Below are 17,125 nucleotides of genomic sequence, written 5' to 3' on the forward strand. Positions count from 1 at the left end.
TCAACCGAATCTTTGTCCTATTTAATCAAGACACTTTTGAATTTCGCTAGATTTTTAAGCGCCATTCCCGTACCACGAACTACCGCTCTTAATGGATCTTCGGCGATGTAAACCGGCAAATCTGTTTTTTGTGAAATTCTTTTGTCAAGTCCTCTCAACATCGATCCTCCACCGGCAAGATAAATTCCCGTGTTGTAAATATCCGCTGCTAATTCTGGAGGTGTTTGAGACAAGGTTTCCATTACGGCATCCTCGATTCTTTGAATGGATTTGTCCAAAGCTTTGGCAATTTCTCTATAAGAAACCGCTACTTGTTTTGGTTTACCCGTCAATAAATCTCTACCTTGAACAGACATTTCTTCTGGAGGAGTTTCCAAATCTTCGATGGCTGCCCCTACTTGAATTTTTATTTTCTCGGCTGTACTTTCCCCAACAAAAAGGTTGTGTTGGGTACGCATGTAATACACGATGTCATTGGTAAAAACGTCACCGGCAATTTTCACCGATTTGTCGCACACAATTCCGCCCAAAGCGATTACGGCTATTTCTGTTGTTCCACCTCCGATATCCACAATCATGTTTCCTTTTGGCTGCATGATGTCAATACCGATACCAATTGCCGCAGCCATTGGTTCGTGAATCAAATATACTTCTTTACCATTTACTCTTTCGCAGGATTCTTTTACCGCTCTCATCTCCACTTCGGTAATTCCTGAAGGAATACAAACCACCATTCTCAATGCTGGAGTAAACATTCTTTTTTTCAATGCCGGAATACTTTTGATAAGCATGCTGATCATTTTTTCGGAAGCATCAAAATCGGCAATTACACCGTCTTTCAAAGGCCTTATCGTTTTAATGTTTTCATGGGTTTTCCCTTGCATCATATTGGCTTCTTTACCAACGGCAATGATTTTTCCTGATACTCTATCACGAGCAACTATCGAAGGGCTGTCAATTACGACTTTATCATTATGTATGATTAAAGTGTTTGCGGTACCAAGGTCTATCGCGATATCCTCAGTCATGAAATCAAAAAATCCCATAAATTTTTAAGGGTTTAAAAGTTATAAATTTGTGACGTACAAAGCTAAACAAATTAATGTTTGAAATGACGTGTTCCTGTAAATACCATTGCAAGTTTATTTTCATTGCAATAATCGATGCTCAATTGGTCTTTTATTGATCCTCCTGGTTGGATAACCGCTGTTATTCCAGCCTTTTTTGCAATTTCCACGCAATCCGGGAAAGGAAAAAATGCGTCGCTGGCCATAGAAGCACCTTCCAAGCTAAATCCAAATGTACGTGCTTTTTCGATAGCCTGCAACAAGGCATCCACTCTTGAGGTTTGTCCTGTTCCAGACGAAATCAAAGTGCCATTTTTGGCAAATACAATCGTGTTTGATTTTGTGTTCTTGCAAACTTTTGAAGCGAAAATTAAATCTTCCACTTCTTGGGCCGTTGGTGCTGTTAAGGTAACGGTTTTTAAGTCCTCTTTAGTATCGGTGATGTTGTTTCTTTCTTGAACCAAAAGTCCGTTCAAGCAAGTTCGCACTTGTTTTTGAGGCAATTCCACTTCGTTTTGAACCAAAATAATTCTGTTTTTCTTTTCTTGCAAAATCGCAATCGCTGCTTCATCATAACTTGGAGCGATTACCACTTCGCAGAATAATTTGTTTATTTCGTTGGCTGTAGCCACGTCAATTTTTGTATTGGCAATCAAAACACCGCCAAAGGCAGAAGTTGGATCGCAAGCCAAAGCTGCATTATAAGCTTCACTGATGGTTGCTCTAGTTGCCAATCCGCAAGCATTATTGTGTTTCAAAATGGCGAACGTTGGTCCGTCATTTTTGAATTCGTTAATCAAATTTACGGCTGCATCCACATCCAATAAATTGTTGTATGACAATTCTTTTCCATGCACTTTGTTGAACATGGCATCAAAATCACCAAAGAAAAATCCTTTTTGGTGTGGATTCTCTCCATATCTCAAAACTTGTCCTTCAGCAATACTGGTTTTTAAAATGGTTTCGTCGGTATTGAAATAATTAAAAATAGCAGTATCATAATGTGAAGAAACGTGGAATGCTTTTGTGGCAAACAATTTTCTATCTTCCAATGTTGTGGCTCCGTTTTGTTTGCTGATGACATCCAAAAGCAAACTGTATTCTGCAACCGAAGGAACGATTACAGTATCTTTGAAATTTTTTGCGGCAGCACGAATCAACGAAATACCACCAATATCAATTTTTTCGATAATATCACTTTCGCTGGCTCCGGAAGCAACCGTTTTTTCGAAAGGATACAAGTCAACAATCACCAAATCAATTTGAGGAATATCGTATTCCTTCATTTGTTGCACATCGCTTTCGTTGTCTTGACGATTCAAGATTCCGCCAAAAACTTTTGGGTGCAAAGTTTTCACCCTTCCACCAAGAATGGATGGATAAGAAGTAACATCTTCTACGGGAACAACTGGAATACCTAGGTTTTTGATAAACTCTTCAGTTCCTCCAGTAGAATAAAAGATTACATTTTGCTCGTGTAACTTTTTTATTATTGGCTCCAGACCTTCTTTTGAAAAGACAGAAATTAATGCTGATTTAATTGTTTTTGTTGTGTTCATGGCGTAGTTAGAATTTTGTGGAGCAAAAGTAGTTTTTTTGACGATAAAATTCAAATCTATTTCTGTAACAATATTTTAAAAAACAATACCAATGTAACAGTGAATTTTCATTAGGTTTATGAATAAAATTTTTGGAATTTTACAATAACACTAAACACCGTTTTATGCTGGTTTATTTCCGACTGTTATCAGAGAGTTTCCGTTTTGCGATGAATGCCTTGCGAAACAACAAACTGCGCACACTATTGTCGTTACTTGGTGTCACCATAGGGATTTTCTCGATTATCGCAGTGCTTGCCGCCGTGGATTCTTTGGACAGAAAAATCACAAAGGATTTAAGTTCTTTGGACAAAAACACCATTTATTTAATGAAAATGTCGTTTGGCCCTTCCGAAATTCCGGAATGGAAAAGAGAGCAATTCCCCAATGTAAAATATGATGAATACATTTATTTGAAAGGCGCAATGACCAATACGGAGCAATTGGGCTACCAAATATTTACCAACAGGGAATCCATCAAATACGAATCGAACACGGTTTCTTCCGTCAATATCGTTCCGGTTTCCCACGAATTTATAGACATACAAGGTCTGGAATTTGACGAAGGACGCTTTTACACCGAATCCGAAGCCAATTCAGCCACTCCGGTTGTAGTCATAGGAAAAGAAATTGCAGAAAATTTGTTTGGCGATTTCGACCCCATTGGAAAAAAAGTTCGATTGTACGGACAGCGATTTACCGTCATCGGGGTTTTGAAAAAGAAAGGCAGCGGCTTGTCATTCGGGAACAACAACGACACTTCTGCCTTCATTCCAGTGAATTTTGTCAGACAGCTCATTGGCGACAATAATAAGTCTGTCGTAAACGTGATTATTTTCAAACCCAAAGCGGGAGTCGACATGGAAGCTTACAAAGCCGAAATTAGCCAGAAACTAAGAAGCTTTCGTGGCGTGAAATCTGGCGAAATCGACAACTTTTTCATCAACGTTTTCTCGGGATTCACGGATTTGATAGACGGAATTATTTCCAAAATGAATCTTGTAGGATGGATAATCAGTGGATTTTCCTTGCTTGTGGGCGGTTTTGGGATTGCCAATATCATGTTTGTTTCAGTAAAAGAACGAACCAACCTCATAGGAATCCAGAAATCTTTGGGTGCCAAAAACCGATTTATATTGTTCCAATTCCTCTTCGAAGCTATTATTCTTTCGGTAATTGGCGGAATTATTGGGTTGTTTATGGTTTGGATTATCGCCATGATTTTGACCAAAGCTTTGGAATTTGAATTCGTTTTGGGAATGGGAAACATTCTTTTAGGAACTGGACTTGCCGCAATAATCGGCTTGATTTCAGGAATTCTTCCCGCCATTGCAGCCTCAAAACTGGATCCTGTAGAAGCGATTAGAACGGGAATGTAATTTTTAGTTTTCGGAAACAACAAATTCTTGTACGTTCACTTTTAAAAAAGAAAAAAAAGTAGCCACGAATTTCACGAATGAACACAAATTTTGACTTTCTAAATTAGACAAATTCATTTTAAATAAAATAAAATTAGTGTTAATTTGTTTTGTTCTTTGTGAATTCGTGTTCATTCGTGAAATTCGTGGCTAAAAAATTTTAAAAATGAAAGCCCTGAACAAATTCACGGAAAACTATTCCGATTAAATGGAAACCGTATCTTTGCCGCATCAAAAACCGTTATCTAAAGACCATGAGCAACGCCGTCGCCGGATTTTCTAAATTATCCAAAGAAGAAAAAATAAACTGGATTGCCAAAGAATATTTTTCCAATCCCGAAGAAGCCATTTCCATCCTTAAAAACTATTGGAATGCGGACGAAAAACTCCAAAAATTACACGATGAATTCATAGAAAACACAATAAGCAATTTCTACATTCCACTTGGCGTTGCGCCCAATTTCTTGATTAACAGCAAATACAGCAGCATTCCCATGGCTATTGAGGAAAGTTCCGTGGTGGCTGCAGCATCAAAATCGGCGAAATTCTGGTCCACTCGTGGCGGATTTAAAGCTACCGTCATCGACACCGAAAAAATAGGTCAGGTACATTTTATATTCAAAGGCGACGAATCAAAACTGGAATTGTTCTTTACCCAGATTAAAAACAAATTCTTCACCAACACCGAAAGCATCACCAAAAACATGCAAAAACGCGGCGGCGGAATTCTGGATATTGCCCTGAATGACAAAACCAATTTATTGCCCAACTACTTTCAACTGCACGCCACTTTCGACACCAAAGACAGTATGGGAGCGAATTTTATCAATTCGTGTTTGGAGCAATTTGCCAAAACCTTGAAAGAAGAAGCCCAAGTTTATGATTTGTTTACCGAGGAAGAAAAGGACATCGAAGTCGTGATGAGCATTCTCTCAAATTATGTTCCAAACTGCATTGTTCGTGCAGAAGTTTCCTGTCCTGTTGACGACTTGGTCGAAAAACACATCCCGAATCCAAAAGCCTTTGCCGAAAGATTCGTTCGTGCCGTTCAAATCGCCGAAGTGGAACCTTTTCGAGCCGTAACCCACAACAAGGGAATCATGAACGGAATCGACGCCGTCGTGTTGGCCACGGGCAATGATTTCCGTGCAGTCGAAGCCGGAATTCACGCTTATGCTTCCCGAAACGGAAATTACACAAGTTTGTCGCACGCCAAAATCGAAAACGGTATTTTTAATTTTTGGCTGGAAGTTCCGTTGGCATTAGGAACCGTTGGTGGACTGACTTCGTTGCATCCATTGGTAAAATTATGTTTGGAAATGCTGGAAAATCCATCTGCGAAAGAGTTGATGCAATTTGTGGCGGTTGCCGGCTTGGCACAAAATTTTGCAGCCTTGCGCTCGTTGACCACCACGGGAATTCAAGACGGACACATGAAAATGCACCTGAACAACATCCTGAACCAATTCGACGCGAATGATGAAGAACGACTTTTGATTCGAAAACACTTCAAGCACCACGTGGTTTCGCACAGTGCCGTTGTGGAATATATTGAAATTTTAAGAAGACAAATTTAATATCAACCACAAATTGTACAAATTATCACGAATTAATTTGTGATAATTTGTGCAATTTGTGGTTAAAAGAGAACCCTATAAACTAAATGAAAAAAGAATTTTACAGTAACGGAAAATTATTAATCACGGGAGAATATTTGGTTCTTGATGGTGCGAAAGCTTTTGCCTTGCCCACCAAATTTGGACAAAACCTGATTGTGGAAAAAGGCGGCAACCAAGAAATAAAATGGACCAGTTTCGATTCAGATGGAAGTATTTGGCTGGAAGAAACGCTTTCATTTGAAGACATTTTCCAAAAAAAAATTGCCGATTCATCAACTTCCAAAAGAAACACCTTAATCGAAATCCTGCACCAAGGGCATTTATTGAATCCTGATACAATTCCAAAATCAGAAGGTTTTCAAATCAAAACGACACTTACTTTTCCCAGAAATTGGGGCTTGGGAACTTCCTCTACCTTGATCAACAATATTGCGCAGTGGCTGAAAATTGACGCCTTTGTGTTGCTGAACAACAGTTTTGGTGGCAGCGGATATGATATTGCTTGCGCCCAAAACAACAATCCTATTTTGTATCATTTGGAAAACGGAAATCCTGTTGTCGAAAAAGTAACTTTCGAACCTGAATTTGCCAAAAACCTGCATTTCGTTTATCTGGACAAAAAGCAAAGCAGCAAGGCAGCCATCGCTTCTTATTACAACAACAAGAACGAAGACTTGGTCGAAAACATCACCAAGATTGACTTGCTGACACAAGAGGTTTTAAATACCAAAACCCTTCGGGAATTTGCCACGGCATTGGAAGAACACGAAGCCGAAATGAGCAACATTCTTGAAATGAAAACCATAAAAGAATCCTTGTTTCCCGATTTTGACGGCATCATCAAAAGTCTTGGTGCTTGGGGAGGCGATTTTGTTTTGGCCATCGCCAAAGAAAACCCGACCGATTATTTCAGGGAAAGAGGTTTCAAAACAATCGTTTCTTATAAGGATATGATATTGTAGTTCTAGGAAATTTTATTTGTATTCATTTCTGGGTAACGGCAAAACTAATAAAATACAAACCCTCTGGTGCGGAGGACTAATCAAATTGAGATATTTATCGCATATCAGAACTATTAGGCACCTTCAAAAATGTAAATTCATTTATTATGTCTATTGTTTCTTCACCAGATTTTAAAGGCCGTAATTGCAATTCTGTACCCTTAATTTTGAAATAATGTTCAGATTTGGAAATTCCTCGACCTAAGGATAGAATCGAGTCATATTTTATAATATACTTAAAGTAAGTCGTGGTTTTAAAATTAGAGTAAAATATTGAGCCACTTCCATCTTTATTAAAATATAATTCGGCAGAAGTCTCAGGAATCTTTCCTGTCCAATGACCAACCAGTCTATTCTTTTCTAATTTCGTATTAGAGCAATTTATCAGTAAAAACAAACACGCTAATCTACTGTATTTAAAAAGTTTTGTTGACATCATCTGTTTTTTGTATTGTTACCGCAATATTTGTTTGCACATCTACATCCCGACAACGAGGATTTCCAATCCGTATCCATTTCAATTGTCCACCAACCAAATCTACTAAAAATATCATTCATTACAGAAAAACAATTAGCTACAATCCAAAACAAAAAAAATCCCGATTGCTCGGGATTTTTATATTTAAGACAGTGTTCAATTTAGTATTGGAATTTGCTTCTGTTGTCTTCAATTTTTGCAATATCTTTCAAAGCTGGAACCACTCTGTTGGCATCACCTGCGCTTTGCGCTTTTAATTTACTCACGTAAGCTGCGTGGCTTTTCAAGGCTGGTGCTTTGAAAGTACTTTTGTTCAACACTACATAAACTCCAGTGTTCCCTTCGATTGGAGCAGACAGTTTTCCTGTTGCCAATGCGAATGCGTTTCCAACCACTTTAGGCTCTTGTCCCACTCCACCTGTCAAAACTGGGTTATCCATAGTAACGTCCACAGCTTGTTGAATTGGTGCACGAACTGCTTTTGCAATGGCATCCAATGAGCTTCCAGTCATTTTAGCTTTGATTAACTCGGCTTTTTTCTTGTTTTTAAGAATTGGCTCTACATAAGATCTAACCACGTCAACAGCCATTAATCCTTCGTCATTTACTTTTTTAAGTTTGGCAATCACGTGACCCAAATTAGCCACTTCAAATCTTTTGATGGCTCCAACGTCTGTTCCGTCTTCAAATGCCCATCTCACGATATTTCTTTGGTTTCCTAATGGCCCAAAAGATTCGTCCATAGCTTTTGCACTTACTGGCATTGCGACAGTCAATTTCATTGCTGCTGCAGTTTTATTGAAATCTTTATCGATAGCATCCATTTCGAATTTGGTTGCTTGAGTAAAAACTTTATCCGAAGTAGCTTCTGAAGCATCCACTTTTTGGGCGATAGTTGCCAAACGAACTCCGTCTTGCTTGTCTGTTACTTTAATGATATGGAAACCAAAAGGAGTTTCTACCAAACCAACTTTTCCAATTGGGCTACCGAACACAAAATCATTGAAAGGTTTTACCATTTGGTTTGGACCAAAAAATCCTAAATCACCACCTTGTTGTGCAGATGAATCATCCGATGCAGTGAAAGCCAACATCAAGAAACTATCAGGATTTGAATTTACTTGAGCCAAGATAGCTTCTGCTTTTGCTTTTGCTTCTTCTTTGGTTCTTTTTTCTTTTGTGTTTGGAGTTTGAGAACCTTCGTAACCGATAAGAATGTGGCTTGCTTTTGCATTTACCCCAACTTTTCTACCCAATGATTTAGAAATACAATAGTATTTTCCGAACATGTAAGGCCCGTAAATTTCTCCTGGAGCCAAGTTGTACAATTTATCGGCATCTACAGCTGGCAAATCTTTTTTGGCCACATAAGTAGAATCATAAGGAACGTCAGAATTTGAATTTACGAATTCAACCACGTTTGTAGCTGCTTTGAATCCTGGCAAAGTATCGTTTTTTCCAGTTGCTTGGTTGTACACCACGCTTCCTGACAACAAAGCACTTACTTTGGCTTTTACTTCAGCTACATCTTCCGGAGAAGCTTTGTCTTCGATCAAGACATATTCGATTTCGCGAGTTTCGTCGGCTTTGTATTTTTTCTCGTTTTTCTTCATGAACGCAACAATTTCATCATCTGAAACTTTTACATCACTGTCTTTAATGGTAGAATACAATCCGGCAACATAAGCAAAGCTTGCTTTGTTTGATTCCATTTCATATTTCAATTTTCCTTCACTTTCAGTAGTGTATAATCCCGCTTTTATCAAATTACCGTAAATTTGATATTTGGCATTCAACTCGGCATCTTTTTCCCTGTCTTTCAAGAATTGTGCTTGCTCAGGATTTGACTTGAAGTATTCCTTGAATTTTGCTTCGTCAAAACCTCCCGCAGCGTTCAAAAACAATGGGTTTTTTCCAATGTTTTGATCTGCTTTCAAGATTTCCAAGATGTGTTTTGAACCTACTCTCAATCCCAATTTATCAAACTGTGATGTTAGCAAAGCAATGGTAACTTCTTGATCCCAAACTCTATTGGCGGCTGCAGTTGCAGTAATTCCTTGTTGACTTTTTTCAACATTGCTCACTTTTACCCTAAAGTCTTCAAATGAAATATCTTTTCCATTTATGCTTCCCACATCTTTAGAAGTACTACCAAAATTTCCTTTATCAAAAAGACTTGGTACTAGAAATGCAAATAATGCGAATGCAATAACCACTATCATTAAAGCGGAACGTTGTCTAATTTTTGCTAAAACTGCCATTTTTATTGTTGTTAATTTTATATTCAGTTTGCGAAAATACAATTATCTAATTAATAATTATACTACTAACACTATATTTTACAAGAAAATTTGATTTCCCAAAAAAAATCAATCTTTTATTGTCATTTTGACCAATTCAATTTTCTTGTTTGTGGCTTCTTCGATAATAAAATGGAAGTTTCCAATGGTAATCACATCGCCTTTTTGAGGAATTTCTTTGGTAAAATCCACAATAAAACCGCCTAGAGTTCCGTAAGAATCGCTTTCGGGAATATTGAGTTTATAGGTCAAGTTCAGATATTCGACATCCAATCGTGCCGAAAAAACATAAACATCTTCTTCCAGTTCTTTTTCGGTCAATTCTTCGTCAGAATCGTGTTCGTCTTCTATTTCGCCAAAAAGTTCTTCGACAATGTCTTCAATGGTAATGATTCCAGAAGTCCCCCCATATTCGTCGAGAACAACAGCCACGCTTTTTCGTTTTTTGGTCAACAAATTCATGGCATCTTTAATGTAAATTGTTTCGGGAACAAATTCGACTGGAATCACGATTGACTTGATGTTTTTTGGTTTTTTGAACAAATCAAAGGAATGCACGTAGCCAATAATATCGTCGAGCGAATTTTGATACACGACAATCTTGGAATAGCCAGTTTCTATAAACAATGTTTTCAATTCAGCAACGGAATCAAAAACATCAACTGCCACAATCTCCGTTCTTGGCGTCATGACATCCCGGGCTTTCACACCCGAAAAATCAAGGGCATTTTGAAACATTTGAATCTCCGAATCCATTTCTTCGTTGTCCTCAACGGTGCTCATTTGCTCGGTGATATAGTTCCCAAGTTCCGCTTTGCTGAAATACAAAGGCAATTGATCGCCTCCGGTTTTGAAGAATTTTTTCAGAACAAAATCGGAAACCCAGATAAAGAAAGAGGATACATAATAAAACAACATGTAAAACCCATAAGCCGGAAGCGCAAAAACCTTTATCAAGGCATTGGCATAGATTTGAAAAAAGACTTTAGACAGAAACATGGCCGTTAGCAACACCACTATTGTAGTCAACAGGATTTGAATCATCAAACTCAACAGTCCTGAAAAATGAAACTGGAAATATTCGAACCAACCCATCAACAATTCGCCCATTAAAAACCCATAAACCACCAATGAAAGGGTGTTGCCAATGAGCATTGCCGCAATGAATTTTGAAGGTTCTTGGGTAAGTTTCGCAAGGATGTTGGAAATAAAACTGTCCTGCTTTTTTTCTATTTCAAGGTAAATTTTATTGGAAGAAATGAAGGCTATTTCCATTCCAGAGAAAAAGGCACTTAGTAGTAAGCATACTATTATGACACCTATTTCCATAAATTAGGACTTCTTGTTTCGGTCTTCAAATTTATTGGCAAATCTTCGTCTAAAGAAAAACATAAAAACCGATAGGACGGCAATTCCCAGAAAAAGAAAATGTTGATCGTTGTCTTCGTTCCAAATTTCGACAGCTTTTATGGTAAAGAAAATAGCTGCAACAAGATATATGTATTGTGTGTATTTAAGGTAATTCATAATTGAGAATGTATAAATTTAATCTGCCGATAAAACTTCACCGACTATGCTTTGTGAATTGATAACTTTAAAATCTTTGCTAAAATCGATTCCTTTTCCGTTTGAAACCCCTTTTGGATCCGTAAATTTAAAGCTTTTTTCGGTAAAAAACCATTCGTTCTTTTGGTCAAAATACAACTGGTCAGTTTCCAGCATTTGTCCGTCTTGGGAATTAATTTTGACATTTCCTTTCAGATCGATAATGTTTGTTGCCTTGAAGGAAGTAGCATAATCCGATTTGATGTACGTCTTTTTTCCGTTTTTATCGTATAAAGTAACATCTATCCCTTTTGGAAATTCCGTAAAAGGAAAATCGACAGTGGCAAATTCCCGCATTTTTGGACTAATCAACACGACTGTTATTCTACCGGAATCAGTGTATTTCAAATTGATTTTATCAGCTTCGCCACTGGGAACAAATTCCGAAAAATTGCTTTTTTGGACTTCCTTAAAATTACTTTCACATCCAAAAAGGAGTGCTATAACCATAACCAACACAGGCGCAAGAATTAGGTGTTTTTTTAATAAAGCCATAAATTAAACTTAACAAAGCTGTTGATGATTATCAGGATATGAAATAGAATTTTAAAAGAATTTACGTTTCACGAACCATTTGTCATTCAATGTAAAACTTAGGCTGAAGCTGAAATAGTTTTCTTGAACCAAATCATGCGAAGTAGTTCCTTTTTGTCCGTATTCCACTCCCACGTTCAAATTAGAAAGAGAACCCGTTATTGGCAATCCCATTCCAAAAGTCAATGCTTTGTCATTTATTGAAGTTGAATTAACAATTAGTCCTGTTTTCTCAAATCGAAAACCTCCTCGGTATGTAATTCTTTGAACATAACTTGAAAATGGATTTGAGTTGGGCGTATAATATCCCCCAATACTGTATCTTTCATTTTTCTCGTAAGCAACATCATCGATGGTATTGTAATCATTAGCCAATTCGCCAACATCCTGAAAGGAAACTTCCCCTCCCAAAAGCCATTTCTTGGAATCTCCAACTCCTGCACCAAAAGTCCATTTCTGAGGCAATTTCAAATCTGTTTTTGTGGTTTTTTCGTCTGTGGCATCCACAACAGCCAAATCAAAAATGGAATTATAATTTACTGCGGCGATACTTCTTGTATTTTCAGCCTTCAAAGTACTTGCCGGAGTGTAATACAAACTACTGAACACCGACAATTTATCCGTTAATTTAGTTTTATACATCATCCCGATGTTCAAGTTCATTCCCGACAAATTGGCCACGTTCAATTCACGAGACGCAATTGCACTTTCTTCAATATACTCCAAACTGTTACTTTGAATTTTTCCAAAGTTATAATACCCATTTACCCCGACATTCAAATTTGGAAGTATTTTATATCCAAAACCTAGAAAAACCCTGTTCAAACCTCCCCAACCATTAAATCGTTTGCTGATTTGGGCTGGATCTGGATTTATATTGGCTATTCTGTATCCTACGGAAGAATAAGGAATCAATCCGAAAGCACCTCCGAATTTTTTCCCCAAAGGAATCCCCAAGGCCAAATAATCCAATGTTGTTTTTTGGGCAGTTGCCGACTCGATGCCTGATTTTTGTTTGGTATAATTACTCCCACCACCAATTATGAAAGCAGTCCATTTTAAATTGGCATAGCCTGCAGGATTTTGTAAATTAATGTGGGTACTGTCTTGGGCCATTGATATTCCTGCCATAGAACGGTTTTCCAGTGTCCCGCTAAATTTTACGTCACCAATTCCATAAAAAGAATAAGGGGATGAAGTTCCTTCTTGGGAAAAAGAAACAAGTGTCATAAATAAACATGCACTTATTATAATTTTTTTAATCATTTTTGATTTTATATTGAAATAGTTGGTTCAAACTTTCGAGAAGGAAATTTGAATTGGCAAATATGGTATTTTTTAATCGTTTAGCCAAAAAAACTGTGTCTCCACCCGTTAAAATTATTATAAATTTTGGACACAATGCCTTATATTCATCGATAAAACCGTCAATTTCATAGACCAGTCCATTTACGACACCGGAATGAATCGATTTTGAAGTGGATTTCCCCATAAAATGTTCTGGTTTTTCCAATTCCAGCAACGGAAGTTTTGCCGTGAAATTATGCAAGGCAGCATAGCGCAAACCCAAACCTGGCGAAATCGCTCCACCTTGATAATTGTTGGATTCATCGATAAAATCATAGGTAACACAAGTTCCTGCATCAATAACCAGCCGATTCTGGTTTGGAAACTGCAAAGTTGCTCCAGCGGCATTCACCATTCTGTCAATTCCTAAAGTTTGAGGGGTTTCATAGCAGTTAACAAACGGAAATGGATCATTGTGCGAAACAAAATGAACTTTTACGAGGTTTTCGAAGGCTGAAAAAGCTTGTTTTTCTACATCCGAAACCGAAGAAACCACCAAATGGGTTAGTTTTTCATGTTTTTTTAAAATATTTTGAATATTTTTTTCAAGTTCCGTTTTCAAGAAAACAAAGTTATCCAAAACGGTAGTACCCTCAAATACAGCCGCTTTAATTCTGGTATTCCCAACATCAATCGCTAGAATCATAATTTATCTTTAACGGCACGAAGATACGAATTGATTTTTTTTTAAAATTGTTTTGGATAAATTAAAAATCGTCCTATATTTGCACCCGCATTAGCACGGTACCTTAGCTCAGATGGTAGAGCAATGGACTGAAAATCCATGTGTCCCTGGTTCGATCCCTGGAGGTACCACCAAAACCCACTCAACCGAGTGGGTTTTTTGTTTTAATTCTACAATGGTTTTTATTTTGGAGTTTTCAAAAAACAAGAAAACCGAGATTTGACAATAGCCAAATCTCGGTTTTAATTATAAATGTTTAGTTATAGAATTATAATCCTACCAGAAAATAGAATACAAGGCCACAAGCACTCCACAAATAATCATTGCTCCTACGGCAAAACCATTGCTTACTTTAAACATTTTGGAATCGATTTCCAATCCTTTTACTTTAAGTCCTTTCTTGGCATCGTATAAGCTGATAACGATCATCAGCAAAACACATATTGCGAAAACAAATCCCATTCTGTCCAAAAACGGAATTTCATAAAGCATCGTTTTGTCTTTTTGTTCTACCAATGTGGCAAATCCTGAACTGCTCAAGAATTCTAAATTCAAATTTTTAGGCATGAAGCTTAAATTCAAAATCATAGGCAACCATTTTAAAAACACTGACAATACAAATCCTCCGATGGTGGCAAACATGGCCGCATTGGAACTCGTTTTTTTCCAGAAGAAACCTAAAATAAACATCGCAAAAATTCCTGGACTTACAAATCCAGTGTATTCTTGAATGAATTCAAATCCTCCTTTTTTGTCGATTCCCAACATTGGAGCAATAATAACTGCGATAAGCATGGCTGCCAAAACCGTAATCTTTCCAACTTGCACCATTTTCTTTTCGCTGGCATTTACATCAATTTTTTTCTTGAAGATATCCAAGGTAAAAATGGTCGAAATACTGTTTACTTTCCCCGCCAACGAAGCCACTACAGCAGCTGTCAAGGCAGCAAAAGACAATCCTTTTAAACCAACTGGCAACAAGTTCAACAATACCGGATAAGATCTGTCAGGATTTATGATTCCGTCAGGACCTAACATTTCGGTTTGCAAACCTCCTTTTGTGTAAATCACATAAGCTGCAATTCCGGGCAAAACCACGATTACAGGCATTAATAATTTCAAGAAAGCCGCAAACAAGATTCCACTTCTTGCCGTCTTTAAATCAGCTCCCAGAGCTCTTTGGGTGATGTATTGATTACAACCCCAATAATTCAAATTCACGATCCACATTCCTCCAAACAAAACCGTCAATCCAGGCAAACTTGGGAAATTGGCATTGTCTTTTTTGAATATCATATGGAAATGGTCTCCCGATTGATCCATCATGTAATTGAAACCTTGAACCATTCCGTGTTGTCCGTTCAATTCGGCTACTTTGTCCAATGCCAAATACGTGGTCACCAAACCTCCAAATATCAAGAACACGACCTGCACCACATCGGTATATCCAATTACTTTCATTCCGCCCAATGCAATGACAATGGCAAAAAACGCCAAACCGTACATGCATAAATTAATTTCGATTCCCGAAATCCCGTTGATGGCCAAAGCTCCCAAATAAAGGATTGAAGTCAAATTCACGATTACGTAAAGCAACAACCAAAAAACAGCCATAATCATCGCCACGTTTCCGTTGTATCTTTCGCTCAAAAACTGGGGCATCGTATAAATCTTGTTCTTCAAATAAACCGGAATAAAAAATACGGCCACGATAATCAGGGTCAAGGCCGCCATCCATTCGTAGGTAGCAATGGCCAGTCCCATCTTGAATCCGTTTCCAGACATGGCAATAAATTGTTCGGACGAAATATTGGAAGCAATCAATGATGTCCCAATAGCCCACCAAGTCAAGGATCCCTCTGCCAAAAAGTAATCGTGGGATGCCGAAATCGATTTCGTTTTTTTGCGAATGTAAACGGAATAGCCATATCCAGCAACTATAAAGAAATAGACCAGAAAGACCAGGTAATCTGCTAATTGTAATGTGTTCATAAAATTTGTGGTTAAATAAGTTAGTTTAAATATTGTGTGTGTGCGTGTTTATGAAATTAGAACAAAATAAAAAGGTGTCAGGAAAGCTATTAACTATAAAAATTAAATGTTTCCGACACCTTTAATTATTCAATACTAATTCAAAATATTAAATATATTGGTTAATGATATTTTCGAACAATTCTTGTTTGCCGCTTTGCAAAGTAAGTTCTCCGTTTTCTTTGGCGATTTCGTACAAAGCTTTAAAATCTAATTTTCCTTCTTCAAATTCTTTTCCTTTACCGGCATCGAATGAGCTGTAACGGGCTGTTCTCAATTTATCGTAAGCAGATGAAGTGATAATTTTGTCTGCAGTCAACAAAGCTCTTGCAAAAGTATCTGCTCCGCCAATGTGCGCCAAGAAAACATCTTCCATGTCGGTTGAGTTTCTTCTGATTTTAGCATCAAAATTAACTCCACCACCTTGCAATCCTCCTGCTTTCAAGAATACCAACATCGCCTCGGTAGTTTCTTGAATGTTGTTTGGAAATTGGTCTGTATCCCATCCGTTTTGGTAATCTCCACGGTTAGCATCCAAACTTCCCAACATTCCTGCCTGTGCAGCCACGTCAATTTCGTGTTGGAATGTATGCTGTGCCAATGTAGCGTGATTTACTTCGATATTCATTTTGAAATCATTCTCCAACCCTTGAGCACGTAAAAATCCAATTGCTGTGGCACAATCAAAATCATATTGGTGTTTCATTGGTTCCATAGGTTTTGGTTCAATGAAGAAATTTCCTTTAAATCCTTGCGCACGAGCATAATCACGAGCCATTCTCAAAAATTGTCCCATGTGATCCAATTCTCTACCCATATCAGTGTTCAACAATGACATGTATCCTTCGCGTCCTCCCCAGAAAACATAATTCTCACCACCTAATGCAATTGTAGCGTCCAAAGCCAATTTTACTTGTCCACCAGCTCTTGCCACTACGTTGAAATCAGGATTGGTAGCAGCACCGTTCATGTAACGTGGGTTCGAAAAAGCGTTGGCAGTACCCCAAAGCAATTTTACGCCAGAAGCCGCTTGTTTTTCCTTCAAATACTCGGTAATGGTTAGAATTCTTTTTTCAGATTCTCCAAAAGTTGCTCCTTCTCTAATTAAATCGTAATCGTGGAAACAGTAGTAACCGAATCCCATTTTTGTTGTAAATTCGAAAGCTGCGTCTGCTTTGTCTTTGGCTGCCTGCACCGCATCTGATGATTGATCCCAAGCAAAATTTTGTGTTCCTGGTCCAAATGGATCTGAACCTTGCCCACAGAAGGTATGCCAGTATGCGATTGAGAATTTAAAATGATCACGCATTGTTTTACCAGCCACGATTTGGTCTGGATTGTAATATTTGAATGCCAATGGATTGTCTGATTCCTTGCCTTCAAATTTGATTTCGCCAATACCTTTAAAGTATTCTTTATTTCCTAAAGTTGCCATTTTTTAT

Annotated in this window: 14 protein-coding genes and 1 tRNA gene; 4 read left to right on the forward strand and 11 right to left on the reverse strand. The window is 37.7% G+C overall.

The features are described 5' to 3' along the window. Window positions 1-17 precede the first annotated feature (17 nt). A complete protein-coding gene (locus OZP13_RS13570; protein ID WP_281297471.1) occupies window positions 18-1,046 on the reverse strand; it encodes a rod shape-determining protein in 1,029 nt (342 codons plus the stop codon). A 53-nt stretch (window positions 1,047-1,099) separates the two neighbouring features. Further along, a complete protein-coding gene (gene purH / locus OZP13_RS13575; protein ID WP_281297472.1) occupies window positions 1,100-2,626 on the reverse strand; it encodes a bifunctional phosphoribosylaminoimidazolecarboxamide formyltransferase/IMP cyclohydrolase in 1,527 nt (508 codons plus the stop codon). Window positions 2,627-2,790: 164 nt separating this feature from the next. Between purH and OZP13_RS13580 the strand changes: the two genes are divergently transcribed. The 3 genes from OZP13_RS13580 to OZP13_RS13590 all read left to right on the forward strand — a co-directional run bounded on the left by OZP13_RS13580 (window position 2,791) and on the right by OZP13_RS13590 (window position 6,664). Then, window positions 2,791-4,044: an ABC transporter permease gene (locus OZP13_RS13580; protein WP_281297473.1), complete on the forward strand. Its 1,254-nt coding sequence runs from the start codon at window positions 2,791-2,793 to the stop codon at window positions 4,042-4,044. Window positions 4,045-4,337: 293 nt separating this feature from the next. Further along, complete coding sequence (locus OZP13_RS13585; RefSeq protein ID WP_281297474.1) at window positions 4,338-5,660, forward strand: hydroxymethylglutaryl-CoA reductase, degradative; 1,323 nt, start codon at window positions 4,338-4,340, stop codon at window positions 5,658-5,660. Window positions 5,661-5,746: 86 nt separating this feature from the next. Further along, window positions 5,747-6,664: a GYDIA family GHMP kinase gene (locus OZP13_RS13590; protein WP_281297475.1), complete on the forward strand. Its 918-nt coding sequence runs from the start codon at window positions 5,747-5,749 to the stop codon at window positions 6,662-6,664. Between the two features lie 94 nt (window positions 6,665-6,758). On the opposite strand, the gene OZP13_RS13595 is transcribed toward OZP13_RS13590, so the two are convergent. The 7 genes from OZP13_RS13595 to OZP13_RS13625 all read right to left on the reverse strand — a co-directional run bounded on the left by OZP13_RS13595 (window position 6,759) and on the right by OZP13_RS13625 (window position 13,613). Beyond that, window positions 6,759-7,139, reverse strand: coding sequence for a hypothetical protein (locus OZP13_RS13595; protein WP_281297476.1), 381 nt, complete (start codon window positions 7,137-7,139; stop codon window positions 6,759-6,761). A gap of 203 nt (window positions 7,140-7,342) precedes the next feature. Then, window positions 7,343-9,442: a peptidylprolyl isomerase gene (locus tag OZP13_RS13600; protein ID WP_281297477.1), complete on the reverse strand. Its 2,100-nt coding sequence runs from the start codon at window positions 9,440-9,442 to the stop codon at window positions 7,343-7,345. A 108-nt stretch (window positions 9,443-9,550) separates the two neighbouring features. Next, a complete protein-coding gene (locus tag OZP13_RS13605) occupies window positions 9,551-10,810 on the reverse strand; it encodes a hemolysin family protein (RefSeq protein ID WP_281297478.1) in 1,260 nt (419 codons plus the stop codon). Window positions 10,811-10,813: 3 nt separating this feature from the next. After that, window positions 10,814-11,008 (reverse strand): LPXTG cell wall anchor domain-containing protein, encoded by a 195-nt coding sequence (locus OZP13_RS13610; RefSeq protein WP_269240623.1) that lies wholly within the window; start codon window positions 11,006-11,008, stop codon window positions 10,814-10,816. An 18-nt stretch (window positions 11,009-11,026) separates the two neighbouring features. After that, a complete protein-coding gene (lptC, locus tag OZP13_RS13615; RefSeq protein WP_269240624.1) occupies window positions 11,027-11,581 on the reverse strand; it encodes an LPS export ABC transporter periplasmic protein LptC in 555 nt (184 codons plus the stop codon). 51 nt (window positions 11,582-11,632) lie between these two features. Next, window positions 11,633-12,886 (reverse strand): BamG family beta-barrel-assembly machinery protein, encoded by a 1,254-nt coding sequence (bamG, locus tag OZP13_RS13620; protein ID WP_281297479.1) that lies wholly within the window; start codon window positions 12,884-12,886, stop codon window positions 11,633-11,635. Next, entirely contained in the window at window positions 12,879-13,613 is a 735-nt protein-coding gene (locus OZP13_RS13625; protein WP_269240628.1) for a type III pantothenate kinase, read from the reverse strand. Before OZP13_RS13625 ends, bamG begins: the two co-directional genes overlap by 8 nt. A gap of 97 nt (window positions 13,614-13,710) precedes the next feature. On the opposite strand from OZP13_RS13625, the gene OZP13_RS13630 reads away from it, so the two are divergent. Continuing rightward, window positions 13,711-13,786, forward strand: a tRNA-Phe gene (locus OZP13_RS13630). A 142-nt stretch (window positions 13,787-13,928) separates the two neighbouring features. On the opposite strand, the gene OZP13_RS13635 is transcribed toward OZP13_RS13630, so the two are convergent. Both OZP13_RS13635 and xylA read right to left on the reverse strand, forming a co-directional pair. Continuing rightward, window positions 13,929-15,644: a sodium/sugar symporter gene (locus OZP13_RS13635; RefSeq protein WP_281297480.1), complete on the reverse strand. Its 1,716-nt coding sequence runs from the start codon at window positions 15,642-15,644 to the stop codon at window positions 13,929-13,931. A 148-nt stretch (window positions 15,645-15,792) separates the two neighbouring features. Continuing rightward, window positions 15,793-17,118, reverse strand: a complete 1,326-nt coding sequence (gene xylA, locus OZP13_RS13640; protein WP_281297481.1) for a xylose isomerase — start codon at window positions 17,116-17,118, stop codon at window positions 15,793-15,795. Window positions 17,119-17,125: the final 7 nt, after the last annotated feature.

This window comes from Flavobacterium limnophilum (genome assembly GCF_027111315.2).
Taxonomy (GTDB): domain Bacteria; phylum Bacteroidota; class Bacteroidia; order Flavobacteriales; family Flavobacteriaceae; genus Flavobacterium; species Flavobacterium limnophilum.